Source organism: Paenibacillus tepidiphilus, assembly GCF_008635795.1.
In the GTDB taxonomy this organism is placed as follows: Bacteria; Bacillota; Bacilli; order Paenibacillales; family Paenibacillaceae; genus Paenibacillus_AQ; species Paenibacillus_AQ tepidiphilus.
On the sequence record NZ_VWRQ01000005.1, the window covers coordinates 207,628 to 232,869 of the forward strand.

Annotated in this window: 23 protein-coding genes; 4 read left to right on the top strand and 19 right to left on the bottom strand. The window is 55.9% G+C overall.

Going from position 1 to position 25,242, the window contains the following annotated elements; all coding sequences use genetic code 11:
* Positions 1–9: 9 nt before the first annotated feature.
* The 5 genes from F1379_RS08650 to F1379_RS08670 all read right to left on the bottom strand — a co-directional run bounded on the left by F1379_RS08650 (position 10) and on the right by F1379_RS08670 (position 4,876).
* Positions 10–741: an MgtC/SapB family protein gene (locus F1379_RS08650; RefSeq protein WP_203457064.1), complete on the bottom strand. Its 732-nt coding sequence runs from the start codon at positions 739–741 to the stop codon at positions 10–12.
* Positions 742–957: 216 nt separating this feature from the next.
* A complete protein-coding gene (locus tag F1379_RS08655; RefSeq protein ID WP_150268504.1) occupies positions 958–1,749 on the bottom strand; it encodes an SDR family oxidoreductase in 792 nt (263 codons plus the stop codon).
* A 275-nt stretch (positions 1,750–2,024) separates the two neighbouring features.
* Positions 2,025–2,819, bottom strand: a complete 795-nt coding sequence (locus tag F1379_RS08660) for an ABC transporter ATP-binding protein (RefSeq protein WP_150268507.1) — start codon at positions 2,817–2,819, stop codon at positions 2,025–2,027.
* Positions 2,806–3,732, bottom strand: a complete 927-nt coding sequence (locus F1379_RS08665; protein WP_150268509.1) for an ABC transporter permease — start codon at positions 3,730–3,732, stop codon at positions 2,806–2,808. The genes F1379_RS08660 and F1379_RS08665 overlap by 14 nt, the downstream gene beginning before the upstream one ends.
* A gap of 64 nt (positions 3,733–3,796) precedes the next feature.
* Entirely contained in the window at positions 3,797–4,876 is a 1,080-nt protein-coding gene (locus F1379_RS08670) for an ABC transporter substrate-binding protein (protein WP_150268510.1), read from the bottom strand.
* A 381-nt stretch (positions 4,877–5,257) separates the two neighbouring features.
* On the opposite strand from F1379_RS08670, the gene F1379_RS08675 reads away from it, so the two are divergent.
* A complete protein-coding gene (locus tag F1379_RS08675) occupies positions 5,258–6,181 on the top strand; it encodes a C40 family peptidase (RefSeq protein WP_150268512.1) in 924 nt (307 codons plus the stop codon).
* Positions 6,182–6,250: 69 nt separating this feature from the next.
* Here F1379_RS08675 and F1379_RS08680 read toward each other — a convergent pair whose 3' ends face one another.
* A complete protein-coding gene (locus F1379_RS08680; protein ID WP_239004604.1) occupies positions 6,251–8,950 on the bottom strand; it encodes a cation-translocating P-type ATPase in 2,700 nt (899 codons plus the stop codon).
* Between the two features lie 127 nt (positions 8,951–9,077).
* Positions 9,078–9,509, bottom strand: coding sequence for a DUF2500 family protein (locus tag F1379_RS08685; protein WP_150268517.1), 432 nt, complete (start codon positions 9,507–9,509; stop codon positions 9,078–9,080).
* Positions 9,510–9,671: 162 nt separating this feature from the next.
* On the opposite strand from F1379_RS08685, the gene F1379_RS08690 reads away from it, so the two are divergent.
* On the top strand, positions 9,672–10,049 hold the full coding sequence (locus F1379_RS08690; RefSeq protein WP_150268520.1) for a hypothetical protein: 378 nt from the start codon (positions 9,672–9,674) through the stop codon (positions 10,047–10,049).
* 54 nt (positions 10,050–10,103) lie between these two features.
* Positions 10,104–10,961 (top strand): YitT family protein, encoded by an 858-nt coding sequence (locus F1379_RS08695; protein WP_162551105.1) that lies wholly within the window; start codon positions 10,104–10,106, stop codon positions 10,959–10,961.
* A 96-nt stretch (positions 10,962–11,057) separates the two neighbouring features.
* Here the strand turns inward: F1379_RS08695 and F1379_RS08700 are convergent, their stop codons facing one another.
* The 4 genes from F1379_RS08700 to F1379_RS08715 all read right to left on the bottom strand — a co-directional run bounded on the left by F1379_RS08700 (position 11,058) and on the right by F1379_RS08715 (position 16,149).
* Positions 11,058–11,345, bottom strand: a complete 288-nt coding sequence (locus tag F1379_RS08700; RefSeq protein WP_150268524.1) for a stage VI sporulation protein F — start codon at positions 11,343–11,345, stop codon at positions 11,058–11,060.
* A gap of 67 nt (positions 11,346–11,412) precedes the next feature.
* Positions 11,413–13,464, bottom strand: coding sequence for an ATP-dependent DNA helicase RecG (gene recG / locus F1379_RS08705; RefSeq protein ID WP_150268526.1), 2,052 nt, complete (start codon positions 13,462–13,464; stop codon positions 11,413–11,415).
* A 15-nt stretch (positions 13,465–13,479) separates the two neighbouring features.
* The gene (locus F1379_RS08710) at positions 13,480–14,340 is read right to left on the bottom strand and encodes a DegV family protein (protein WP_150268528.1); all 861 of its coding nucleotides are present in this window, start codon (positions 14,338–14,340) and stop codon (positions 13,480–13,482) included.
* Positions 14,341–14,370: 30 nt separating this feature from the next.
* A complete protein-coding gene (locus F1379_RS08715; RefSeq protein ID WP_150268530.1) occupies positions 14,371–16,149 on the bottom strand; it encodes a DAK2 domain-containing protein in 1,779 nt (592 codons plus the stop codon).
* Positions 16,150–16,342: 193 nt separating this feature from the next.
* On the opposite strand from F1379_RS08715, the gene rpmB reads away from it, so the two are divergent.
* Positions 16,343–16,531, top strand: coding sequence for a 50S ribosomal protein L28 (gene rpmB / locus F1379_RS08720; protein WP_150268532.1), 189 nt, complete (start codon positions 16,343–16,345; stop codon positions 16,529–16,531).
* Between the two features lie 75 nt (positions 16,532–16,606).
* Here the strand turns inward: rpmB and spoVM are convergent, their stop codons facing one another.
* From spoVM to fmt, 8 genes are all read right to left on the bottom strand, one after another.
* A complete protein-coding gene (gene spoVM, locus F1379_RS08725; protein WP_006675261.1) occupies positions 16,607–16,687 on the bottom strand; it encodes a stage V sporulation protein SpoVM in 81 nt (26 codons plus the stop codon).
* A gap of 280 nt (positions 16,688–16,967) precedes the next feature.
* A complete protein-coding gene (rpe, locus tag F1379_RS08730; protein WP_150268534.1) occupies positions 16,968–17,636 on the bottom strand; it encodes a ribulose-phosphate 3-epimerase in 669 nt (222 codons plus the stop codon).
* A 5-nt stretch (positions 17,637–17,641) separates the two neighbouring features.
* Positions 17,642–18,553 carry a ribosome small subunit-dependent GTPase A gene (gene rsgA / locus F1379_RS08735; protein ID WP_150268536.1) on the bottom strand — a complete coding sequence of 304 codons (912 nt, stop codon included), beginning with the start codon at positions 18,551–18,553 and terminating at the stop codon, positions 17,642–17,644.
* A 135-nt stretch (positions 18,554–18,688) separates the two neighbouring features.
* A complete protein-coding gene (pknB, locus tag F1379_RS08740; RefSeq protein WP_150268538.1) occupies positions 18,689–20,887 on the bottom strand; it encodes a Stk1 family PASTA domain-containing Ser/Thr kinase in 2,199 nt (732 codons plus the stop codon).
* Positions 20,884–21,660: a Stp1/IreP family PP2C-type Ser/Thr phosphatase gene (locus tag F1379_RS08745; protein WP_150268540.1), complete on the bottom strand. Its 777-nt coding sequence runs from the start codon at positions 21,658–21,660 to the stop codon at positions 20,884–20,886. The genes pknB and F1379_RS08745 overlap by 4 nt, the downstream gene beginning before the upstream one ends.
* 6 nt (positions 21,661–21,666) lie before the next feature.
* The gene (rlmN, locus tag F1379_RS08750; protein ID WP_150268543.1) at positions 21,667–22,707 is read right to left on the bottom strand and encodes a dual-specificity RNA methyltransferase RlmN; all 1,041 of its coding nucleotides are present in this window, start codon (positions 22,705–22,707) and stop codon (positions 21,667–21,669) included.
* Positions 22,708–22,851: 144 nt separating this feature from the next.
* Positions 22,852–24,306 (bottom strand): 16S rRNA (cytosine(967)-C(5))-methyltransferase RsmB, encoded by a 1,455-nt coding sequence (gene rsmB, locus F1379_RS08755; RefSeq protein ID WP_203457065.1) that lies wholly within the window; start codon positions 24,304–24,306, stop codon positions 22,852–22,854.
* On the bottom strand, positions 24,303–25,241 hold the full coding sequence (gene fmt / locus F1379_RS08760) for a methionyl-tRNA formyltransferase (RefSeq protein WP_150268546.1): 939 nt from the start codon (positions 25,239–25,241) through the stop codon (positions 24,303–24,305). The genes rsmB and fmt overlap by 4 nt, the downstream gene beginning before the upstream one ends.
* Position 25,242: the final 1 nt, after the last annotated feature.

The following is a 25,242-nucleotide window of genomic DNA, read 5'->3' on the forward strand; positions in this document are numbered from 1 at the left end:
CATGCCTTTTTACAGCTGTTCCACTTCCACGCTCATCACATGCTCGATTTGCTTCACATCATTGTAGACTTCCGTAGCATAATCTTTGTCTGAGCAGGACAGCACCATATCAATCATCTGTCTGCCGTCCTCCAGATCCTTAATACGGATACGGCGGATGGTCCTGCCGGTCACTTTGGCCTTCTTGTGCATACCCACTTGCGGGCCTTCGATCCGGCTGATGACATCCGTGAGCTGATAATCTGGCTCCATAATAATCTGCACGGAGATCTCATGCTTGTTAAGCACCTGGGGGCCGATCAGCTTGATCAGCAGCGGTACCAGATTGACGGCGAACATGAGCAGGATAACCGCATATCCGGCTTCCACATAGAAACCTGCCCCAACCGCGATGCCGATGCCCGAAGCGGTCCAGATCAGCGCGGCTGAAGTCAGTCCCGAAATGGCGTCACCGCCACGCCGCAGGATGACCCCTGCTCCCAGAAAACCGATACCGCTGACAATCTGCGCCGCCAGACGCATCGGGTCCATGGTGGGATGATCGGCGCCGCCAAACTTGTCGTAAGCATGAATGGATACCAGCGTTACCAGACAGCTGGCGATACTGATGACCATACTGGTCCGGATGCCCAGCGGTTTCTGCTTGAGCTGCCGGTCGATGCCGATGAACAGCCCGAACAGCATGGCCACGAGCAGCTTGACTATGGATTCAGTATGCAGGTTAATATCCAACAGATTCATCGCTTCGCCTCCAGTCACACGTTAAAATAATAGTATACATCATAAATAGGCGAATGCTCAGATCTATTATTAGGCCCGGATGCAACAACGGACCCCGCCCCGCTGCGTTATCTGTCCTCATAATGCGGGCAGCACACAAGCAAGGAGCGGAATCCGCTTCTTCCTGAAGGGTTATTCCTTTATAATCTATGCGTCAGACCGCAAGAGTAGACACCTTTAGCCGTGCAGGAGCGATTCTGCTCCGTCGCAGTAAATTTCAGTGCCGGTAATGTGATCGGAATCTTCCGAAGCCAGGAACAGGGCCAATCTAGCAACTTGATCAGGCCGTCCCGGTCCCTTCTCCAGCGGCTGACCGCCGTCCGGGAACTGGACCTCGATCTGCACTTCCTGCAAATCATCGGAAGGGAAGGTGTTATCGTCGATGTTGGTGGTAATGGCTCCCGGACAAATCGCATTGACGCGGATTTTGTACTGGGCCAGCTCCAGCGCAGCCATCTTCATAAAAGCAACCTGGCCGGCCTTTGTCGTACTGTATGCCGAAAAGCCGATATTCGAGAACACCCGGTTACCGTTAATCGAGCTGTTGATTAGCACACTGCCGCCGTTCTCCTTCAGATAGGGGATCGCATACTTCACGGTAGCGAACGTGCCCCGCAGATTGATATGGATGGTCTGATCCCACGCTTCGATGTCCATCGTCTCAATCGGCGTCATCGCCCCGTTGATGCCGGCATTGGCGAACACGATATCCAGCCGGCCCCACTTCTCAGCCGCCTGCTTCACCGCAGCCTCAACCTGCTGTGGTTCGGCGATATCGCACTCGATAACGACCGCTTCCCCGCCTTCCTGCTCCACCTTGCGGCGGACCTTCTCGGCATTCTCAGGGGTACGGTCCAGCATTGCCACCTTTGCACCCTGGCGGGCGAATTCCAGCACGGTTGCTCTGCCGATGCCCGATCCGCCTCCGGTGATGATCGCTACCTTGCCTTCAAGCTTCTTTTCTGCCATCTCTGTCATCTCCTCCGTGGTTGTTGCCGGGGGCGAATGCTTATACGGCGCCTTTCCCGGCTTCTTCTTGCTGCGAATGCTACGGGATAAGTTCTTTCCTTAACTTATACCTCGCATACCCGGCAATGAATCGGGAGATTCTAGGGGTTAGACTGAGCGGCATATCATTATTCCGATATTAGGTATAACAAAGACCCGGGTAGATGCAGCATCTTGCTACTGCATCTACCCGGGTCTACACTTCTTATGTGCCAGTCTGGTCAGCCGTCTGTCTGTTAGCCCAGTACGATTCGGTCATCAGCCAGCTTATGCCCGCTGATCGCCTCGAATTCTCCGAGCAGCCGTTCTACGCTCAGGTCGCGCTTGCGTTCTTCGTCGATGTCCAGAATAATGGAGCCTTTATCCATCATAATGAGCCTGTTCCCCAGCCGGATCGCCTGCTCCATATTGTGGGTTACCATCAGCGTCGTCAGCTTCATCTCACGTACAATATTGTCCGTCAGCTTTGTAATCAGCTCGGCCCGAGCCGGGTCAAGCGCCGCAGTATGCTCGTCCAGCAGCAGAATCTGCGGCTGGGTGAAGGTTGCCATCAGCAGGCTCAGCGCCTGCCGCTCTCCGCCCGACAGCAGGCCAACCTTGGCCCGCAGCCGGTTCTCCAGTCCAATGCCCAGGCGGCTCAATTGTTCGCGGAACAGGTTGCGCCGGGCAGCGTTCACGCCGAAGGCCAGTCCGCGGCTCTGGCCGCGCTTATATGCCATGGCGAGATTCTCTTCAATGGTCATATGCGGGGCTGTTCCGGCCATCGGGTCCTGAAAGACACGGCCGATCCAGCGGGCCCGCTGATATTCGGGCAATTGGCAGATCGAGCTGCCCTCGATTCTTGCATCCCCAAGATCAGGCTTCATCACGCCGGAAATGATATTCATCAGCGTTGATTTACCTGCGCCGTTGCTGCCGATTACAGTTACGAAGTCACCGGCCTTAAGCTCCAGATCAATACCGAGCAGCGCAATCTTCTCATCGGGTGTTCCCGGATTGAACAGCTTGGATACATTATCAAGCTTTAGCATCGGCAGCTCCCCCTCTCTTGCGGGCAATCGCCTGCTCGGCCAGCTCGGCACTGCGTTTGCGGGCCATGCTCTTCTGCTTCACATATCGCTGGATGGACGGGAAGAGAAGCGCGATAATAACGATAATCGCCGTAATCAGCTTCAGGTCCGAAGCCTCCATGCCCGGCGCACGCAGCGCCAAGGCCACAACGATACGGTACACAATTGATCCCAGCACAACGGCCAGAGTTGCCCGGAATACACTGCGGGCTCCGAAGATCGCTTCACCGATAATCACGGAAGCGAGGCCGAGAACAATCATACCGATACCCATCGAGCTGTCGGCAAAAGCGGAATCTTGGGCAATCAGTGCACCGGAGAGCGCTACAAGACCATTGGACAAGCTGATGCCGAGAATGGTTGTTGTATCTGTATTGACACCGAAGCTGCGGATCATCCGGGCGTTGTCGCCCGTAGCCCGCAGGGCAAGCCCAAGGTCGGTGCGCAGAAACAGATCCATCAGGATCTTAACGGCAATCACTACAAATGGCATAACCAGCAGCAGATTGATCGGGCTCAGCAAGGTCTCCTCGCCCATCAGCGAGACATTCGGCTTGCCTAAAATGCGCAGGTTAATGGAATAAAGCGCAATCATCATCAGAATGCCCGAGAGCAGTCCGTTGATCTTGCCCTTCGTATGCAGAAGACCGGTGCACATGCCGGCCAGTGCTCCGCCCAGCAGCGCGCACAAGGTGGCCAGCCACGGCGAGTAGCCGTTGGTAATCATCACGGCGGCAATGGCTCCGCCGGTCGTGAAGCTCCCGTCCACCGTCAAATCGGGAAAATCAAGAATACGGAACGTAATATACACACCGAGCGCCATAAAAGCATAAAGCAGCCCTGATTCCACAGCTCCCAGCATTGAATTCATCATAGGTGACTTCCTCCTTAAGCATCAAGGGGCGTCCGCAAGGGAACAGCCCCATTACATAAACCTGTTATTGGATAATACTGCTTGCCGTATCGGATACTTCAGCCTTCATGGCATCCGTTACTTCAATGCCCTGGGCTTCCGCTGCCTTCAGATTCAGAATCAGGTCCAGCTTCTCCTGCATCTTGACTTCCATGTCGCCCGGGCTGGTGCCGTTCTTCAGCACCTCCACTGCCATTTCTCCTACCTGGTAGCCATGGTCATAATACTTGAAGCCTACAGTGGCGAATGCCCCCTTCTCAACCGTGTCGCGGTCAGCGGAGAAGAATGGGATCTTGTTGTCATTCGCTGTCTGGATAATGGCATCCACACCGCTGACAACCGAGTTGTCCAGGGTGATGTAGAAGGCATCTACACGGCCTACCAGCGATTCAGCTGCCTGCTTCACTTCGGAAGTGTTGGTAATCGGCGCCTTCACCAGCTCGATCCCGTGCTTGTCCAGCTCTTCCTTGGCAATGCCCGACATAACAACCGCGTTTGGTTCGCCTTCATTGATGATCAGTCCCAGCTTCTTGACGTTCGGGAACTGCGCGGCAATGAACTGCATCAGGCGAGTAATGGATTCAGGGTTCGTATCCGAAGCCCCGGATACGTTGCCCCCGGGATGCGCCAGATCGGAAACAAGCTTGGCGTCAAGCGGATCGGTAACGGCTGCAAACAGAATCGGCGTGTTCTTATCCACTTCCTGCACAACCGCCTGTGCCGAAGGTGTGGCAATAGCCAGTACCAGATCGTTCTTATCGCCGGCAATCTTCTGGGCTACTGCGAGGTTGTTGGATTGATCCGCCTGGGCGTTCTGGAGATCCACGGTCAGGTTCTCCCCTTCCACGAGGCCTGCGTCCTTCAGTGCGGCCAGGAAGCCTTCACGTGTCGCATCCAGCGACGGATGCTCCACATACTGCGAAATAGCGATCTTGTAAGAATCCTGCGCCGCCGGAGCTTCACTCGCCGGGGCATTAGTTGCATTAGCCGCACCATTGCCCGAGTTAGCGGCATTCTCCGTGTTTGCTGTGTTGTTGCCTCCGCAGCCGGCGATCGCCAGCATCAGGCACAGGCCGAGTCCGGCCAGCATATTTTTTCTTTTCATGAAATAACCCCTTTTCTTTTACGGTATCAGCGCGTGCATCAATGGGAGCGGTTAAGCATTATCGCTTTCATCTTTAAAAGCGATAAAGCAAAAGCTTACACCGAACTCACATTTAATACAGCAAATCTATTAAACTAATATTATATGGCGGTTGATTATCCGTCAATCATTTATCACCTCGCCAGATATTACAAAACAGGCACAATGCATCCGTTCGGGTCCGAGCAATGATGTAGTAATTCTTGACATTTACTGCATATTGCACATATCGGCTATGTAGGATCAGGAAGTTCAGGCAATAAGTTTACGTTCCGCGCTCTGATGAAACCGCCACAGGCTGCACACACTTTAGGTACAGTCTGAGATTGGAGCGTGTTAATGATGCCAACAAGCAAAATTGCCAAATCCGCTGCAACAGCTGCAGTGCTTACTGTTCTGCTGGCGGGCACTTCGGCCTGCGGATATTACTCCCAGGATACCAAGCCTAAGGTAAATTCGGTCACGCCTACCGGCAACCTGGCCGGCAGCTATTATGAGAAGGAAGTGTATACCGACCAGAAGGGCAAGTTCTGGATTCCGCTGAAACCGGCGGCCGCATCCCTCGGCTACCGCACGAAGGACGATACCGCAAGCGGCGGTTACGCCAAAGTCGGCTATACCGATGTCATGTACATGCTGAAACCGAATTCCAGTGAAGCTTTCTCTCTTGGAGAGAAAATCACGCTTCCCGACGCTCCGATACGGCACAACGGGCAAATCTATATTACACCCAATGCGCTGTCCAAATTTCTTCAGACCGAGGTAGGCTGGAATCCAAGCAGCGGCGAGATCAATGTTTCTCCGCCCGAGGATAAGGATTCTGGCGGAGCAGGCACTGGCGCCGCTAAACCGCTGCGCATCCAGAGCCTGTCCGACGTTGACAAAGGCGAGCTGGTGTCTTATGCCAAGAAATATCTTGGCACCCCGTATGATTTCGGCGCCGGCACATATGAAGAGACCAAGAAATTCGACTGCTCCTCCTTTACTCGCCATGTCTTTAAGAAATTTGACGTCACTCTACCGCGGCTGGCCCGGGATCAGGACAACATCGGCAGACGTGTATCCCGCAGCGACCTTGATGTGGGCGACCTGATCTTCTTCACCGTGCCCGGCCGCTTCGAGAGCGATGCCGTCCCTGGACATGTCGGCATTTACATTGGAGACGGTAAATTCATTCATACCTGGGGTGAACCTGGTGTACAAATCAGCAACCTTGATACAGGATATTGGCATGATGTAATACTGCACATGACTCGCGTGCTTTAAATTAAATATAGCAAAGAGCTTGCGCTCCCGGATGAGAGGCAAGCTCTTTTTGTGCGGTTCTGCAACCATTCAATCCCAGGTCTTTCCTTTGCCGCTGAGCCGGAGCACAAGCTTCACCAGTTCTACAATCACTACAATGGCAAGTGCTGCGCCAACAACAATAAGCCATTGCGTCCCGTTCATATGCTGCACACCGAACCATTCGTTCAGCCCCGGAATGATAATGACCAGCACCAGCAGCAGGCCGGAGATCACCGAAGCTCCCAGCATGTAACGGTTCGAGAACAGACCGAGCTGAAACAGCGATTTCGTATTGGAACGGACGTTAAATGCATGGGTGATCTGCAGCAGCCCGAGTGTGGCGAAGGCCATGGTTACCGCAACGCCTTCATCATAATGGGTGTGTGCCCAGTAGTATACCAGCAGCGTCAGCAATGCTTCCAGAATTCCCTGATAGATGATCCCTGCGCCGACCCCTCCGGCAAAAATACTGCTGCTCGCCTTCCGCGGCTTCTTCGCCATAACATCGCTGCCCGCCTTCTCCAGGCCCAATGCCAGCGCCGGAAGCGTATCTGTCACCAGGTTAATCCACAGAATATGGATCGGCTCCAGAATGCGCCAGCCGATCAGTGTCGCGATGAACAGGGTTAACACTTCCCCGAGGTTCGCCGAGAGCAGGAATTGAATCGCCTTGCGAATATTACTGTACACTTTGCGTCCTTCTTCTACAGCAACAACTATCGTCGTGAAATTATCATCCGCCAAGACCATGTCCGACACGCCTTTGGCTACATCCGTCCCGGTAATGCCCATGCCGACACCGATGTCGGCCGATTTGAGGGCCGGTGCGTCGTTGACGCCGTCGCCGGTCATCGCTACAATCTTGCCCTTTGCGCGCCAGGCCTTGACAATTCGCACCTTATGCTCCGGAGAGACCCGGGCGTACACCGAGTAATCCGCTACCCGCTCGGCAAAATCCTGCTCGCTGATCTTATCCAGCTCCCGCCCTGTAAGCACCGCATTGTCGTCTTCGATAATGCCCAGGCGTTTGGCGATAGCGGCGGCGGTATCCCTGTGGTCCCCGGTAATCATTACCGGCCGGACTCCGGCCTTGCGGCAGACGGCCACGGCCGCCTTAACCTCTTCGCGCGGCGGATCGATCATACCGGCGAGTCCGACAAACACCAGCCCGGTTTCCGTACTCTCCGGCGTAGGGTCTGCCGGCAGTTCTCCATGCTCCCGGAACGCAAAAGCCAATACGCGCAGCGCTTCGTCCGCGAGCTGCTTGTTCCCGGCAGAGATCCGCCGGGTATGCTCCTCCGTCAGCGGCACGATGTCTCCCGCTTCAAGAATATGGCTGCAGCGGGACAGAAGCACATCGGGCGCTCCCTTCGTCAGCGCCCGGAAGCCGCCTTCCACCTGATGAATCGTCGTCATCAGTTTGCGGTCTGAATCGAACGGAAGCTCGCTGCGGCGCGGCTGCTCCCGCTCCAGCTCCCGCTTGTCGGTACCGATGCTGAGCGCATAATCGACCAAGGCCGTTTCGGTCGGATCGCCGATGATCGCCTTGCCGCTCTTGCCCCCTCCTCCGGCAGCACCCTCGTCAATGCTGGAATCGTTGCAGAGCGTCATGACCTCCAGCAATCTCTTGCCCCCGGGAACACTGGACAATTCCGCGGTTGCTTCCAGCAGTTCACCGTTCAGGTACAGCTTCTCTACCGTCATTTTATTCAGGGTGAGCGTACCCGTCTTATCCGAGCAGATAATTTCCGTGCTGCCAAGGGTCTCGACCGCCGGCAGCTTGCGGATAATCGCCTTGCGGCCGGCCATCCGCTGTACGCCCAGCGCCAGAATGATGGTTACGATTGCCGGAAGGCCTTCCGGGATCGCCGCTACGGCCAGCGAGATGGAAGTCAGCGTCATATCCAGCAGCTCTCTGCCTTCCAGCAGTCCCACCGCAAAGATGACCACACAGACGCCGAGAATGATATAGGTGAAATATTTCCCAAGCTCATCCAGCTTTTTTTGCAGCGGCGTTACGTCGGACTCCTCTTCCGAGATGAATCCGGCGATCCGGCCGACCTCCGTCTGCATGCCTGTCGCCGTGACCACGCCGACGCCGCGTCCATAAGTCACACTGCTGCTCATATAGGCCATGTTCGTCCGGTCACCGATGACCAGATCGGCGCCCTCCAGCACAGCAGTCTGCTTCTCCGCAGGCAGTGACTCTCCGGTAAGCGCCGCTTCCTCCGTCTTCAGCGAGGCCGCTTCCAGCAGACGCACATCAGCCGGAACCACATTGCCCGCCTCCAGCAGCACAATATCGCCCGGTACCAGCTCTTCGCTCTTGATCTCCGTTACCTGACCGCCGCGGCGGACCCGGGCCATCGGAGAAGACATGCTTTTGAGCGCTTCCAGCGCCTGCTCCGCCTTGTTCTCCTGAATGACGCCGAGCACGGCATTGAGCACAACCACCAATAAAATAATGATTGTATCCGTCCATTCACCCAGCACGCCGGAGAGCACTGCCGCCACCAGAAGAATAAAGATCATTACATTCTTGAATTGCTCAATGAACTTGGCGAGCAGTGTCTTCTTCTTCGCTTCCTGCAGCAGATTACTCCCGTAACGTTCGCGACGTGCCGCCGCTTCCTCTGGACGCAGCCCGTCTAGCGAGCTGTCAAGGCGCTTCAGCACCTCTTCACTGCCCAGAGTATGAAACGGTGTGAGGGTTTCCGCCTTCGCTTTTGTAGGTTCAACAGGATTCAAACCGCCAGCTCCTTCCGTATCCATTTGATCTTGGCCTAGCTCCTATATGGAGTTTACCCAAAAATAGCCGGGGGATTCTGTAAACCGCGACGATCGGCAAAAGTTTTAAAGCATACCATAATATCTTTTACTCTCCGTAGACTCGCTGAGGCATCCGTTCAAAGCCCTTGAACCGTGTCCCCTGATAGGATAGCCGTCCGCGGTCGCCCTCCACAATAAGTCCATAGTCGGTCCCTGACACATACATTTCAATGCGTTCTCCGTACTCTGTTTCAAACGTTATATAGTAGTTTGTGCTGGCGCTGGAATCTCCCGAACCGCCCCACACCTCAGTACGTCTCCCAATAACAGTACTGTTGACTGTAGTCAGAGGACTTGCGTTATTTTTACTCCAGCCCACCAACCCTTTTATGATCACAAAGACAAAAAATCCGATGACCAATACAAAAATCAGCATCACGAAAAAAGGTAATCCCCCGAAAAAACCATTGAATATACCCGGCTCCGAAAACCCCGGTGGCTGCCCCCAATTACTCAAAAGTAACCCATCCTTCCCCATTAAAAAGTTTTTGCACGGCTTTTACTCCGGAATACGCCCGATACCTCTTCCGGTTTCAAAATCCCATTACTCTCATGACCATTTTAACGCGTTTCCAATTTGGCTGATACCTAGCCGTATGTTATGCTTAAACTATACTTTATTCCGTCAGGAGGTGGTCCCATGATGAACTTCCGGAACAGCCAATGGCGGTTTCGTCTGTCCGCGGCGGCTTTGATCCCGGTTCTGCTGCTGAGCGTTCTTGCGGCTTCGGCAGGGCTGTTCAATTCAACCGATGCCGATAACAGCACCTTTAAGATTGAACGCCAAGAGCATAAAATGACGCACGCTGCCTGGAAGAAAACAACGCTGCTTAAGCATATGCCGCTTATCCGTCCTGTGCAGCAGGGGACCACATCCTGGATACCCGGCACCTCAGCGGCGGTGCTGCTTGCCGGCTTGCTGCTGCCGGTCATATATCTCTGCCTGAAGCGGCTGCTGCTGCGCCCGCTGAAATACACCTCTCATTACGTGGACAGCGCTGCGTGTCTGAGCGTATAACTACTCTCCACTGAACGCAGTCCTAACCACCCTATGAGAGGGGAGCCAATAAATATGAAACGACGTTACGGTGAAAGCGGATTGCCCTTGGATATGCGCAAGGGAGTGCGCGTTCTTTCAGTTATCGCAGGCGGTCTTATCGCCGCCGTGGGCCTTGAGCTGTTTTTGATGCCGCATAAGCTTATCACCGGAGGTATTGCCGGCTTGTCGGCATTGCTGTCACATATGACCGAGATGCGCCTTGGCTTGTTCCTGTTCCTGCTGAACCTGCCGTTCATCCTGCTGTCGCGCAAGCAAATTAACCTCCGGTTTGCCATGTATACCATGCTTGGCCTGATCTGCCTGACGGCCGGATCACTGGCGCTTCACCGGTTCCCAGCCGTCATCACCGAGCCGCTGCCGGCCGCACTTGCAGGCGGATTGTGCCTGGGCGTGGGCCTCGGCATTTCCATCCGCTTCGGCGGCGTAGGCGGCCCGGCGCCGGAGTCGGGATTTATGTTTCTGCGCAGCGGGCCGCCCAAATGGGCGGAGACCGCACTGATGCTGCTGAACTGCGTCATCCTGCTATGTGCGGGCGCCTTGTTCGGCTGGGATCAGGCGATGTATTCCATCATCGCTTACCTGCTGGCATTCGAAGGGGTACGCTTCTCTCTGCGCGACCTTACCCGTTCCCGGCCGGTATGGATCACCACGAACCGCTGCACAGAGATCAGAGAGGCGCTGCGGGATGAACTGAAGCGTGAAGCCAAGCTTGTGCAGGCCGCAGGCCCCGAGGGGCAACCCGGCACCCTCTTCTGTCTGGCCACCCGCATGGAAGAAGAGGCGCTGGCGACCATTGTCCATAGCTTCGACCGCCACGGCGAAATTGTCGTCGGAGGCGGCGAATCGCGTTGGATGCTTCCTTCCAATTAACCAACGCCGCACTCTTGCGGCATAACCCAAAAAGCGTTCCTGCATTTCTACCTGCAGGAACGCTTTTTTGGGGTCGTCAGATGCGCTTACCAAAGATCAGCGGAACATATTCCATAAGCGGATCAAGTGAAAGGTATTGTTCGGATCAATCTTCTGGGCAATGACAAACTTGACAATTTGCTCTTCCTGCGCGGAGGACAGCTTTTCATTCAACACGGCCGCGGCATTACGCACAAGTCTGCGCACAACCGCTGGGTCCTGCAGCTCCTGCCGCGAAATCCCCTGAATCATGTTCTTGATGCGGTCCTTGACAGCCGTATTCTTCATCTTCAGCTTAATGCGTTCCACCAGCTGCGGGCTGATTCCGTACTGCTGATATCCCAAACGACAAGCACCTCCCGTCATATCCGTCATTCAGAGTATATGCCCGGGGGGCTTTGCATGTGCCTATTTAGTCGATGATCTCACCCTGAAAAATTTGTTCATTCTGCAGATAAGTCCGCAGCGCCGCATATTCAGGTGATGTCCAGAAGGAAGCATCCTTCAGCATTTCGGCTGCATCGTCGCGGGCCTGCTCCAGAATGTCGAAGTCGGCCGTCATGTCGGCCAGCCGGAATTCCGGCAGACCGCTCTGTTTCGTGCCGAAGAAGTCACCGGGACCGCGCAGCTCCAGATCGCGTCTGGAGATCTCGAACCCGTCTTCCGTCTCAGTCATGGCAGTCATCCGCTCACGGCCAATCTCCGATTTCGGGTCCGCCACCAACACGCAGTATGAAGCATGACTGCCCCGACCGACGCGCCCGCGCAGCTGATGCAGCTGGGATAACCCGAAGCGGTCCGCATCCATAATGATCATCAGCGTAGCATTGGGAACGTCTACACCGACTTCTACCACGGTCGTAGAGACCAGCAGCTGAACTTCGTTGTTATAGAAGGCCCGCATGACCTCGTCTTTCTCGGCAGGGGTCATCCGACCGTGCAGCAGGCCTACCTTGTAATTCGGGAAATGCTGCGACATCTGCACATACAGATCAATTGCATTCTGGACATCCAGTTTCTCCGATTCCTCAATCAATGGACAGATCAGGTAAGCCTGGCGGCCCTGATCCACTTCACGGTTCACCAGATTCAGCACACGGTCCAGCATATCGTGCTTCACCCAGTAGGAGGTAATCGGTACCCGTCCCTTCGGCCGTTCCGACAGTGTGGAGACATCCATATCACCAAAGACGGTAATGGCCAGTGTGCGGGGAATTGGTGTCGCCGTCATCGTCAGTACATCGGGATTATATCCCTTGCGGCGAAGCACACTGCGCTGATTGACCCCGAAGCGGTGTTGCTCATCGGTAACCACGAGTCCAAGGCTCCGGAAGAAGACATCGTCTTGAATCAAGGCATGTGTGCCTACGACAACATCCAGCATCCCCATCTGCAAAGCGGCCAATATATCCTTCCGTTTGCGGCCTGATACACTTCCGGTGAGCAGCCCCACCGAGATGCCAAACGGTTCGAACATTCGGGTTAACGAGCGCATATGCTGCTCCGCCAGAATTTCCGTCGGCACCATCAGAGCCCCCTGGAATCCCGACCTTACCGTCGCAAACAATGCCACGGCGGCCAGCACGGTTTTACCTGACCCGACATCGCCTTGAAGCAGCCGGTTCATGCAGTATGGAGATCGCATATCCTGCAGAATCTCCAGCTCTACCCGTTTCTGTGCATCCGTAAGCTCAAACGGCAAGCTGCGCACGAACTGGCGCACCGTTGCATTGTCCACCGTATGCACCACACCGTCCGTCCGCCGCTGGTTGAGTACCCGGAACGCCTGCACCTTAAGCTGGAACAGGAACAGCTCCTCATAGACCATTCTGCGCCGGCCCTGCTGGCCTTCGCGCGAGTCCTCGGGGTTATGGATGGTGGCTATGGCCCGTTTGCGCGGCATAAAATCATATTTACGGATAATAGATTGCGGAAGTATCTCCGGAATCAGCTCACCGAACTGCTGCAGCCCTTGATTGATCGCCTTGCGGATCCAGTTCTGCGTAATTTTGCCGCCCACCGAATACACCGGCTGCAGTGTCCCGGTCTTGCCGCCTCCGCGGTCGGGGAATTCGTAGTCCGTCACCGTAATTTGGCTGCGCTTCTGATCCCATTTGCCGGTAATGACAATTTCCCGGCCCACTGTCAGCTGCTCGCGCACATACTGCTGGTTAAACCAGGTGGCCGTGAACATCCACGGCTCTGCGATGAGCTTGCAGCTAAGCCGTGATTTGCCGCCGAAGCGCTGCAGCACCGGGATTCCGATTACCTTGGCCACCAGTGTCGCCTTATCTCCATGCTTCACTTCACCCAGAGTGCGGGGACGGAAGTCTTCATAGCGAAACGGGTAGTATTCCAATAAATCCTTCACATTAAAGATGCCAAAGGCGTGAAGCTCACTTTGCTTTTGAGCACTCACGCCGTTCACTTGCTTCACTTCAATTGATTCTAGAGATAATGTCATCATGCACCCCTATGTTCAAGCGGGCCATATGAACACTGCCAGCGTCCCGTTGCCGACATGACTGCCTACAACAGGTCCGACGTTGGTCAACACTTGCTCGTTCAGGCTAAAATGACCCGCGAGCTCCTTCAGGAACTCTTCGCCGGCTGCCGGTTCAGCGGTATGGCCCACGGCAACGTTGATATGATCGACACCCGGCAGATCAGCCTTGAACAGCTCGATCATGCGGGCTACCGCCTTCTTGCGTCCTCTGACCTTCTCCACCGCATAAATAATCCCTTCCTCATCAATGGACAGGATAGGCTTGATATTCAGCAGTGTTCCAAGGATGGCCGACGCCTTGCCGATTCGGCCGCCCTTTTGCAGGTATTCCAGCGTGTCCACCAGGAAATACAGCTTGCGGGAACGGCGCAGACGCTCTACAGCTTCCAGAATTTCTTCCGGCGGCTTGCCTTCTTCCGCCCATCTCGCAGCCTGCACCACCAGCAGACCGAAGCCGTAGGAAGCGGAGAGAGAGTCCACTACTGTGATCTGCTCCCCTTCCTCCTCCAGCATGGATTTGGCCAACACAGCGGACTGATAGGTGCCGCTCAGCCCGGAAGAAATATGAAACGACAGAATCGAGCTACCCGGATGTTTCGCCAGAATACTACGGTACACATCCATATACTCCACCGGCGAAGGCTGCGATGTAGTCGGCAGCTGCGGCGAACGGGGAAGGCGATCATAGAATTGCTCCGGTGTCATATCCACCCCGTCGCGGAATGATTCCTCGCCGAACATGAGCTTTAGCGGTACGACTTCAATCCCAAGCTCCCTCGCCAGCTCCGGCGGGATATCGGATGTGCTGTCGGTGACGATTAGAGTGCGTTTCATGGATTTCCTCCCCAACTGAATTGGTGTCTCTTATGGCTCCACCGAGAATAAATAGTAATACAGCGGCTGTCCGCCTTCATGTATCTCCACTTCCACCTGCGGGTATGTCTCTTCAAGCCAGGCAGCGAGAGACTCGGTTACTTCCGCGTTGGCATCGGCGCCCGTCAGCACGGTAACGATCTCATCGCCGTTCACAAGCATATTCTCCAGCAGCTGCCGGCTTGCGGCCAACAGATCATCGTCAGCGGCGACAATCTTAGAGTTGCTGATGCCGATGTATTGCCCGGACTTAATCTGCAGCTCTTCAATCACCGTATCTCTGACCGCATTGGTAACCTGTCCGGACTTCACCTGGGCGATGGCTTCCAGCATATTGCTTGTGTTGACATCCACAGCGTCGTCTTCCTGGAATGCGAAGGCGGCAGCAATACCCTGAGGAATGCTCTTGCTCGGGATAACGGTAATCTCGCGTTCACCTTCCAGAAGATCCTTCGCCTGCTGCGCAGCCAAGACAATGTTGGAGTTGTTCGGCAAAATGTAAATATGCTTGGCGGAGATGGAAGAGATCGCATTAACGAAATCTTCCGTACTCGGATTCATCGTTTGTCCGCCTGAGAGCACAGCGTCCACACCGAGACTGCGGAAGATTTCCGAGATGCCGTCGCCGGAAGATACGGCGATGAACCCGTAAGGTGCCAGGTCGTCCGCAGGCGGAACAGCAGGAGCCTGCACACTGCTTGTCTCTGCCGGCATATCGGCAAACAGCTCCGGCATCGGTGCGATATCCATCCCCGTAGTCAGCAGATCACGGTGCTGTTCGCGCATATTCAGAATATGAATCTGGGTTATTTCTCCGTATAAAAGGGCAAGGTTCAGTACTTCGCCCGGAGTCTTGGAATGGACATGCACTTTGATCGTCTCGTCATCGGAAATGACAATGATCGAATCCCCGTTGACTGATAACGCTTTCCTGAAAGCATCCTCATCAAAAACCGCATTTGCGGCACCGCCAAGCTGGCGGTTGATGAAAAACTCCATATCATAAAGAAACTCGATATCTTCCGTGTGCAGCTGGGATTGCGCCGAAGTGTGCATCGGTACTGCAGGCGTTGCTGCAGGCTTCTCCTGTACCGGAGCCTGTGCAGGCTTGAGGGCTTGTCCCTGCTGCGAGGCTGTCCCGGCAGCCGGAACGGCGCCTGTCAGATATTGATGAAAGCCTTCATAGATATAGACCAGACCCTGTCCGCCTGAATCGACAACCCCTACCTGCTTAAGTACAGGCAGCAGCTCTGGCGTATGCGCAAGCGCTTCTTTGGCTTTGGCCAGCACTTCTGTCATGAGCTCTGTTACATCCGTAGTCCGCCGGGACAAATACGTGGCGTGCTTCGCCGCTTCCTTGGCAACGGTCAGAATGGTGCCTTCCACCGGTTTTACGACCGCTTTATAGGCGGTATCCACCCCCGTCTGCAGCGCCGCTGCGAACTGCTGGGCATTAAGCTCTTCGTACTGGGCCGCATAACGTCCGAATCCCCGGAACAGCTGCGACAGGATTACCCCGGAATTGCCGCGGGCTCCCATCAGCAGGCCCTTGGAGAGCACTCCTGCGCACTGGCCCAAAGAGGCGGTATTATTCTTCTTCAACTCATTCGCGCCTGCGGTCATCGTCAAATTCATATTGGTTCCCGTGTCGCCGTCCGGCACCGGAAATACATTCAAGGAATTGACATGCTCTGCATGCTGATGCAGCATATCCGCTCCGGCGAGAACCATTGCGGTAAAATCTGTTCCATTTATAGAACGCTTACTCAATGAGAATTCCCCTTCCTAACTTTATGCCTAATCAATTCGTAGATTAACTGGACATAATACACTAAGGTATATTGTACTATAAGAGCCAAAAGAAATAAATGTTTTTGAATCAGTTGACGTAGCATTTTTTGCTGTGATATTATATTTAAGTATTGTTTTAAGCAGGTCTTAGTAACACAAGGAGGTGTAATTCATGTCCCGTAAATGTACTGTAACTGGCAAGAAACCAAGCAGCGGCAACCACGTATCCCATGCCAATAACCGCAACCGTCGTTCTTGGGGGGTTAACGTTCAGAAGGTTCGTATTCTCGTGAACGGCAAACCGAAACGTGTATACGTCAGCACCCGCGCACTGAAGAGCGGTAAAGTAGAACGCGTTTAGTCCTAATATGAAGCAAAAAGCACCCTTTACAATCGTAAGGTGCTTTTTTTCATGTTTGCTGTTCTTTCCCCGGCTTCAGCTCTTCTGAAACGTGTTTAATATCGCTTTAACAAAACCTCCCAAAAATTTTGGCAGCTTAAACGTGTAGAATTTCATCCTTTACCCTCCCATCAATTCATGCCGTACAGTAGGAGACTTTCCTGTCTTTCCTGTCTTTCCATACCTAACGAACCGCAGAACCTCCCGGCAACCATGTAGAACCGTCTTTGCCGCCCTCCCAGAAGGCGGTAACCGTTGCTGCGAGAAATATCAGATTTGTGTAAGAACCGCAGGTTTATAAATCTCTGATATCAAAAAAGGCTACATGAGATTTTCTGCTCATGTAACCATGTTATGCTTGCCGGACTTGGCCTATACCTTGAAGGCAAGCCCGCTTTTAGCGGATTCCGCTTTCTGCAGCGTGGCGGATTGCTGAAATGGCGGCTGCGCGGTCGCTGCGGCCGAACACGGCGTTGCCGGCCACCAGCACATCGGCCCCCGCCTCTGTTACAAGCGGCGCCGTCGCTTCGGCAATGCCGCCGTCCACCTCGATAAACAGCCCCTTATGGTTCATTTCATTGGCCCACTCACGAACCTGCCGGATCTTGCGCAGCACTCCGGGAATGAATGCCTGACCGCCAAAGCCCGGGTTCACCGTCATTGCCAGCACCAGGTCGATATCCTCCAGCACTTCACGCACCGCCGCTGCCGGAGTACCCGGATTCAGCGCGACGCCGGCCATCAGGCCCAGCTCCTTAATTTGGTGAACCACACGGTGCAGGTGCACGCAGGCTTCGGCATGGACCGTAATCACTGAAGCCCCGGCCGCCGCAAAATCAGCCAGATAACGCTCAGGATGCTCAATCATCAGATGAACATCAAGCGGCAGAGACGTATGCTTCTTGACTGCCGCGACAATCGGCGGCCCCAGTGTAATATTCGGGACGAAATGGCCATCCATCACATCCACATGAATCCAATCTCCGCCGCAGCGTTCAGCTTCGGCCACTTCAGCGCCAAGCGCGGCGAAATCCGCCGACAGAATAGAGGGAGCAATAATGGTCATGTTGGTTAGTACCTCCGCTTTTTGTCTTTCATTTCTTGGTGAAACAGCTTGTAATGCTCATATCGGCTGTCCGCAATCTCACCGGCCTGCCAGGCTTCGACGACACGGCAGCCCGGCTCATGCAGATGGCTGCAGCCCCGGAATTTACACTCCTGGGCATAGGGAATGAACTCCCGGAAACATACCGACAGCTCTTCCACGCCTAGCTCCAGAAAATCAAGCTGGCTGAAGCCCGGGGTATCAGCCACCAGCGCGCCTCCGCCGATGTCCATCAGCTCGACATGGCGGGTCGTATGACGGCCGCGGCCAAGGCGCATGCTGATCTCTCCCGTCTCGAGTCCCAGGCCCGGCACGAGTCTGTTCAGGAGCGTCGACTTGCCGACGCCGGATTGTCCGGCGAACACGCTGACGGTTCCCGCCAGACGTTCGCGCAGCTCATCGCTGCCCGTTCCCTTGAATGAGCTGGTAATCAGCACCTCATAGCCGATTCTCTCATACAGCGCCTTGACCTGCTCGGATGCGGCATCATCCTCAGCATCTTCCTCCAGGTCCTGCTTAGTCAGCACGATAAGAGTGTCGAGGCCGGAGTGCTCGATATGTACGAGGAACTTGTCCAGCAGATTCAGGTTCATATCCGGCTCACGCAGGGAGAAGAGCAGCACCGCCAGATTGACGTTGGCCACCGGCGGACGGATCAGCTCGGATTCACGGGCTAGAATTTCATCCACCATGCCCTCCCCGTTCTCGGTCAGTACATAGCGGATACGGTCGCCGACGAGCGGCGTCTGTCCCTTCTTCTTCAGAATTCCGCGCCCGCGGCATTGCACCGCCTCTTCATCGGCAGCCACCGAGCCGTCCCGCAACGGTTTAACATAATAGTACCCGCTGAGCGCTTTGACGATCATTCCTTCAGGCATACATTACAAGCCTTCCTCTCTATCCTGAAATTGTGCAAATGACCCTTGCACTTAGGATACGCGCAGGGTCATTTGACTGTCGCTGCTGGCGGTCCAATTCAGGAAGCCGCAGCCGCATTGCAGAGTTCAGTTATTCTAATGCTTGTCTTTGTTCTTGTTTCCTTTGCCGTTCCCGTTTCCATTTCCGTTGCTTGCCTGACTGTTCTTGTCGTTCAGAATAAATCCGGTCTGCTCGCCGTCAACAGCCTCGCCCCCGTCATCGCTCGGCGGGAGAATCTCCGGTTCAATCGTTGGATCGGGCGGCGTCGGCTCAGGCGTCGGTGTCGGCGCCGGCGTCTCTGCCACCGGCAGCTGCGGCTCATCCACGGTCCCGTTCTTGGCATCGGAGAAGCGCACTTCATAAGCCTCTACATATTCACCGTTCACGTAAACGGTGATCGCACCGTCCTTGTTCGGAGCCAGAACTAAGTCTACCGGCAAATACTGACCTTTTGCGATCGTACGAATGCCCCATTCCTGCTGCTCACCGTCCTTGCGCGCATCGGAGTAGACAATTCGAATCTCCGTCTTGGTGCCCTCGCTCGTCGGTGTAACCGGTACACGGAACGTATAGTTGATCGCCTCCGGAGGAAAGCCGGTGCTGAGCGTAATCGTAAATTTCTCGCCACGCTGAGCAGACTCCCCTTCTTCATAAGGCCACTGCTTGATGACTTTGCCTGCATCAATGTTGAAGCTGCTATCCTGCTGCACTTCTTCAAGCACCAGCCCGAGATCCTCCAGCGCTTTCTTCGCCTGAGCCTCTGTCTTGCCGGTCAGATCTGGCACCGCTACACTTTCATTGCCCAGGCTGACGAATACGGTGACCGACTGCGTCTCCGGATCAAACTCGCTGCCCTCGGCAGGCTCGGTACCAATAACCTGGCCCTCGGCAAACTCTTCACTGTATCTCTCATCCGGAGTAATCCGGGATTGGTCTATTCCAAGAGCGACCAGAGCCTTCTCCACATCAGCATACTTTTGTCCCGAGTAACCTGGCATTGCGGTGAGCACCTTAGCAGTGCTTACAGTAAGCGCGATATGGGTACCCTTCTTGACCATGGTATCAGGGGACTTGCTTTGCTCGTAAACGACATTCTCACCGTAGTTCGGGTTGTATACCGCTGTCACCGGCTCCTCGATACTCAGGCCAACCTCGTCAAGCATAGTTCTGGCTTCTTCGATATTTTTGTTGATCAGATTCGGTACGGCTACTTCCGGTACAGACAGCTTGTTGGTGAAATACCACACCAGAACGCCTAAGATCAGCACTACGGCCAATGCTATTCCGGCCCACAGCGCCGGCTTGCTCCATTTACGCTTCGGAGGAGGCGCCGACTCCGGTTCCATCTGGCGCCGGGTCAGCCCCTCTTCACCCCGGCCTTCAAAACCGCGCTGCACCGGCTTGATCGCCGGAATAATCCGCGTTTTGTCGATATCATCGTCGTCATGGAAATCGGCCTTGGCCTCACTGCGCCGTTCCGGCAGCAGGCAGGTCTCCAGATCCTGCAGCATCTCCTTGGCGGAGTGGTACCGCTCCTCCGGATTTTTGCGCATCGAGCGCAGAATGACGTTCTCCACGCTTTGCGGAATCAGCGGATTCAGCTGCCGCGGCTCTTCGAACTCTTCCTGCAGATGCTTCAGCGCTACGCTGATCGGACTCTCTCCCAGAAACGGCAGCGCGCCGGTCAGCATCTGGTACAGCACGATGCCCAGTGAGTACAGATCGGATTTCTCGCCGGCAGCCACACCCTTGGCATGCTCCGGAGAGAAATAATGCACGGAGCCGACCACAGAGCCGGTTTGGGTAATCGTTGTAGAGGTAACCGCACGGGCAATCCCGAAGTCCGTCACCTTCACCCGGCCGTTACGGCCAATCAGAATATTATGAGGTTTAATATCGCGATGAATAATCTGGCTATGATGGGCATGATCGAGCGCATCGCAAATCTGCGAGGCAATGCGTACAGCCTCATCAACCTGCAGCGGCGCCCGCTCTTTGATGATTTCGTTCAAATTCTTGCCTTCAACGTATTCCATAACAATATAATGAATGTCATCTTCCTGTCCGACATCGTAAATGCTAACCACATTGGGATGGGACAGCGACGCGGCGGATTGCGCTTCACGCCGGAACCGGCGGATAAATTCCTCATCATGAACAAACTGGTTGCGCAGTACTTTAATTGCGACATTGCGGTTGAGCAGAATGTCATGGGCTCTATAGACGAGCGCCATGCCCCCTCCTCCGATCCGCTCGATGACTTGGTAACGGCCGCCCAATTCGTGACCGATCATCTGTTCCACTCCTTTGTTTCGGGCACAGCGGCCTCTCCTTGATGTTCTAACAAAGCGACGCTGATGTTATCGCCGCCACCGGCCAGAAGCGCCAGTTGAAGTAATCGCTCCGCTCTTTCCTCTAAAGAGATTTCATGGATGCCGGCCACCTTGCCCAAGTGCTCCTGGCTGACGAAATTACTGAGTCCGTCACTGCACAGCAGCAGCTGCTCACCGGCTGCCAGGCTTACCGGGGCCAAATCGGCCGCCACCGCCGGGTCGGTGCCCAGCGCTTTGGTCAGGACATTGCGACGCGGATGATTATCCAGCTCCTCCAGGCTGAGCTGGCCGTTCTTGAACAGCTCATTGACCAGTGTATGATCCTCAGTCAGCAGTGTAGCCCTGCCATCCTTGATCAGGTAGGCTCTGCTATCGCCGATATGGCCGATATAACCTGCGGCTTCTTTCAGCAGTACGGCCACGACGGTGGTCCCCATATTGTGGTACTTCTCATCGCTGGAAGCCTCCTGGTAGACCGTGCGGTTGGCCTTCTCAATCGCTGCGGTCAGCGCCTCCTGTAGTTCGTTCTCAGGAAGGCCGGGCGGCAGTGATTCCAGGCTGGCACGCATACTCTCCAGCGCCAGCCTGCTGGCTGTGTCGCCGGCCAAATGGCCGCCCATCCCGTCGGCGATAATACCAAGGGTATACCCGTGGCGCGTAGGCCCGGTCCAGACCGAATCTTCATTGACCGTACGTACACGGCCAACATCGCTGGCATGAACTGTTCTGATCAAATATCCTCACCCCAACTCCATATGTTTGGCGCGCAGCTGTCCGCATGCGGCCGCAATATCATGGCCCTGCTCCCGTCGGATCGTTACATTTACGCCTTCGTCGGCAAGAGCGCGTTGAAATTCGAAAATATCCTTGCGCGAGGTCCGCACATATTTGCGTTCCGGCACATGGTTGACCGGAATCAGGTTGACATGGCAGATCATCGACTTCAGGACGCCGGCCAGCTCTCTCGCATGCTCCGGCTGGTCGTTGACGCCGCCGATCAGGGCGTATTCAAAGGTGATGCGGCGGCCAGTCTTCGCCTGGTAGTAGCGTAGCGATTCGATAACCTCATCGAACGGGAAGCGGCGGTTCACCGGCATCAGCTTGGAGCGCAGCGCATCATTAGGCGCATGAATCGAGATCGCCAGATTGATTTGCGTATCCTCGTCGGCAAATTTGTAGATGTTGGGCACAATCCCGCTCGTAGAGACGGTAATATGACGCTGGCCGATGTTGAGACCCTTCTCATGAATCATCAGCCGCAGGAAGGTCATCGTAGCATCATAGTTCTCGAAGGGCTCGCCTGTCCCCATGATGACGATGCTGCTGACGCGTTCGCCCCGCTCATCCAGCATCTGCTGGCAGCGGACAACCTGGGCTACGATCTCACCAGCCGTCAGATTCCGCTTCAGGCCGCCCAGCGTGGAGGCGCAGAAGGTACACCCGACACGGCAGCCTACCTGAGTTGTAACACATACGCTGTTACCGTAATTGTGCTTCATGATGACGGTCTCGATCGCGTGATCGTCATGCAGTCCAAACAGGAATTTGACCGTTCCGTCCTTGGACTCGAAGCGGGTAATTTCACTCAGCGCCGAAATGCTGAAGCTGTCCGCCAGCTTGGCCCGCAGCCCCTTGGACAAATTGCTCATGGCTTCGAAGTCGGTGACGCGTTTCACATACAGCCAGTCGAAAATCTGGCCGCCGCGAAACGCGGGCTCACCGTTATCCTTGGCCCACTGCTGTAACTCTTCCAGAGTGAAATCATATATTAAAGGTTTCATTGTTATCAACACCTGTACTTTCTTTATTAAGGATATGCTTATTATTTCTCATTCTTCCTATTCTAACACAAAATTCAGAGCCGGTAAAAGAAAAGCCCGCCGCGCAGAGGTCCTGCGGGCGGGAATCCGGGCAGAAATACTATATTACAAGAGTTTCTGGAGGCGGGAAATATAAAAGCCGTCACTGCCAAAATGCTGCGGCAGCAGCTGAATCCCGTCCCCTGCAGCCAGCGCCGTCCCCTGCAGCCGCTCCCAGACGGGAGAGTCAAAGGTCACAGCGGTGAAGCCTGGCTGCGCGCGGAGGAACCGCGAGACAACCTCGCTGTTCTCTGCCTGCTCCGTCGTACAGGTGCTGTAGACCAGGACACCGCCCGGCTTCAGCAGCCGGGCGACCGATTCCAGCAGCCTGCCCTGAAGTGCGGCAATTTCAGTGATGTCTCCGGGCTGCTTGCGCCATTTGAGATCCGGCTTGCGGCGGATAACGCCGAGACCGGTGCAGGGCGCATCCAGCAGAATCCGGTCAAAGGAAGCTTCCGGCAGCTTGCCGGCCAGCTCCAGCGCGTCTCCGCTGTGCACCGTAATGCATTCAAGGCCCAGCCGCTCCGCCTGACCGGCGATCAGCTTCGCCTTATGCTCATGCAGATCATTGGCGTAGACGGCGCCTTCGTCCTTCATCAGCTCGCCCATGTGCGCACTCTTGCCGCCGGGTGCGGCGCAGCAATCCAGCACGCGCATGCCCGGCTCCGGCGCCAGCGCTTCCGCCACCAGCATGGAGCTCTCATCCTGCACGGACAGATAGCCGTCCGCATACCAGGAGGTCAGCGCCAGATTGCCGCCGCCCCGTACGACAATCCCGTAAGGACTGACCTGCGATTCCGCCGCATCCAGTCCTGCCTCCACCAGCTTCGCCAGCATGGCTTCGCGGCTGATCATCGTGGTATTCACGCGGACGCTGGCAGCCGGCGCCTCATTGTTCGCCGCGCACATCGCTTCCGCGGTCTCCAGGCCGTACTCCCCGGCCCAGCGCCGCACCAGCCAGAGCGGATGGGAATGAAGCACCGAGATGCGCTCCTCCGCGCTGAGCCCTTCCTTCAGCACCGGCAGCTCGCCGACGCGCAGCACGCTCCGCAGCACACCGTTCACCATCCCGGAGATTCCCTGGTGGCCGCGCTTCTTGGCGATATTGACCGCTTCATTGACGGCTGCATGCGCCGGCACACGGCTCAGGTACATGATCTGGTACAGGCTTAGCCGCAGCAGATTGCGCACCCAGGGCTGCAGCTTGGCCAGCCCCTTGCTGACGTAATCTTCGAGCACATAGTCCAGCGTAAGCATCCGGGAGATGCTGCCGTAGACCAGCTCTGTGGCGAGTCCGGCATCCTCGCGCCCGAGACCGGCCTTCTGCAGGGCGCTGTTCAGCAGCAGATTGCTGTAAGCGTCCTGCTGCTCGACACGCGTCAGAATGTCGAGCGCCACTTCCCGCGCGGTGGCTCGGGCACCGCCGCCGCTGCCTTTGGCTCCGGCGGCAGGTGTCCTGCCGCCGGGTTTCCCGGCCGCCCGTGCGCCGCTGCGGCCTGTGCCGCCCCCGTCCCGGCTCAACCGAGCACCGTCCCGGGCGGCATGTTCGCGCCGCGGCTGAAGTCGGCGGCGTTCATCGCTTTCTTGCCCGCCGGCTGCACTGCGGTCAACAGCAGGCTGCCGTCGCCGGTCTTCACCTCGACGCCGCGCTCACTTACCGCCAGCACCGTCCCCGGTGCTGCGGTTCCGCCGGTGCCGGCGTCTCCCGGCTTCGCCGCCGCCCACACCTTGAACGTCTCACCGTTCCAGAGCGTGAACGCGCCGGAGAACGGCACCAGTCCGCGGATGCGGTTATAGATCGCCCGCGAGTCCGCGCTCCAGTCGATCCGTTCATCCTCGCGGCTAAGATTCGGGGCATAGGTCGCCTCGCGCTCATCCTGCGGCTGCGCCTCTACCTTTCCTGCGGCCAGCCGCGGCATTTCGGCCTTAAGCAGCTCGCGTCCGGCCAGGCTGAGCTTCTCAAACATGGTTCCGGAGGTATCCTCATCTTCGATCGGCACTTCGACGCGTGAAATCATATCGCCGGTATCCAGTCCCTCGGCCATATACATCAGCGTCACCCCCGTCACCGTCTCCCCGTTGATAATGCTGCGCTGGATCGGAGCGCCGCCGCGGTATTTCGGCAGCAGCGACCCGTGAACATTAACGCAGCCGTTAGCCGGCATGTCCAGCACCGCTTTCGGCAGGATCTGCCCGTAAGCGGCCGTAACAATCAGGTCCGGCGCATAGGCTGCCAGCTCGGCAACCCCTTCCGGACGGCGCAGCCGCTCCGGCTGCAGGACGGGCAATCCGAGCGCCAGCGCCGCTTCCTTCACGGGCGAGGGCGTCAGCGTCTTCTTGCGGCCCTGCGGCCGGTCCGGCTGGGTAAGCACGGCTACGACTTCATAGCCTTCCTCCACCAGCATCTGCAGAGAAGGCACCGCAAAGGCCGGCGTGCCCATAAATACGATTCTCATA

Bases quoted from the DNA above. Each gene is read 5' to 3' on its own strand.
- fmt (WP_150268546.1), bottom strand. From the start codon at position 25,241: ATGAGAATCGTATTTATGGGCACGCCGGCCTTTGCGGTGCCTTCTCTG.
- F1379_RS08670 (WP_150268510.1), bottom strand. From the start codon at position 4,876: ATGAAAAGAAAAAATATGCTGGCCGGACTCGGCCTGTGCCTGATGCTG.
- recG (WP_150268526.1), bottom strand. From the start codon at position 13,464: ATGACATTATCTCTAGAATCAATTGAAGTGAAGCAAGTGAACGGCGTG.
- F1379_RS08685 (WP_150268517.1), bottom strand. From the start codon at position 9,509: ATGGGGAAGGATGGGTTACTTTTGAGTAATTGGGGGCAGCCACCGGGG.
- pknB (WP_150268538.1), bottom strand. From the start codon at position 20,887: ATGATCGGTCACGAATTGGGCGGCCGTTACCAAGTCATCGAGCGGATC.
- F1379_RS08650 (WP_203457064.1), bottom strand. From the start codon at position 741: ATGAATCTGTTGGATATTAACCTGCATACTGAATCCATAGTCAAGCTG.
- rpe (WP_150268534.1), bottom strand. From the start codon at position 17,636: ATGACCATTATTGCTCCCTCTATTCTGTCGGCGGATTTCGCCGCGCTT.
- F1379_RS08690 (WP_150268520.1), top strand. From the start codon at position 9,672: ATGATGAACTTCCGGAACAGCCAATGGCGGTTTCGTCTGTCCGCGGCG.
- F1379_RS08665 (WP_150268509.1), bottom strand. From the start codon at position 3,732: ATGATGAATTCAATGCTGGGAGCTGTGGAATCAGGGCTGCTTTATGCT.
- F1379_RS08675 (WP_150268512.1), top strand. From the start codon at position 5,258: ATGCCAACAAGCAAAATTGCCAAATCCGCTGCAACAGCTGCAGTGCTT.
- F1379_RS08710 (WP_150268528.1), bottom strand. From the start codon at position 14,340: ATGAAACGCACTCTAATCGTCACCGACAGCACATCCGATATCCCGCCG.
- rpmB (WP_150268532.1), top strand. From the start codon at position 16,343: ATGTCCCGTAAATGTACTGTAACTGGCAAGAAACCAAGCAGCGGCAAC.
- rlmN (WP_150268543.1), bottom strand. From the start codon at position 22,707: ATGAAACCTTTAATATATGATTTCACTCTGGAAGAGTTACAGCAGTGG.
- rsgA (WP_150268536.1), bottom strand. From the start codon at position 18,553: ATGCCTGAAGGAATGATCGTCAAAGCGCTCAGCGGGTACTATTATGTT.
- F1379_RS08660 (WP_150268507.1), bottom strand. From the start codon at position 2,819: ATGCTAAAGCTTGATAATGTATCCAAGCTGTTCAATCCGGGAACACCC.
- spoVM (WP_006675261.1), bottom strand. From the start codon at position 16,687: ATGAAATTCTACACGTTTAAGCTGCCAAAATTTTTGGGAGGTTTTGTT.
- F1379_RS08695 (WP_162551105.1), top strand. From the start codon at position 10,104: ATGAAACGACGTTACGGTGAAAGCGGATTGCCCTTGGATATGCGCAAG.
- F1379_RS08655 (WP_150268504.1), bottom strand. From the start codon at position 1,749: ATGGCAGAAAAGAAGCTTGAAGGCAAGGTAGCGATCATCACCGGAGGC.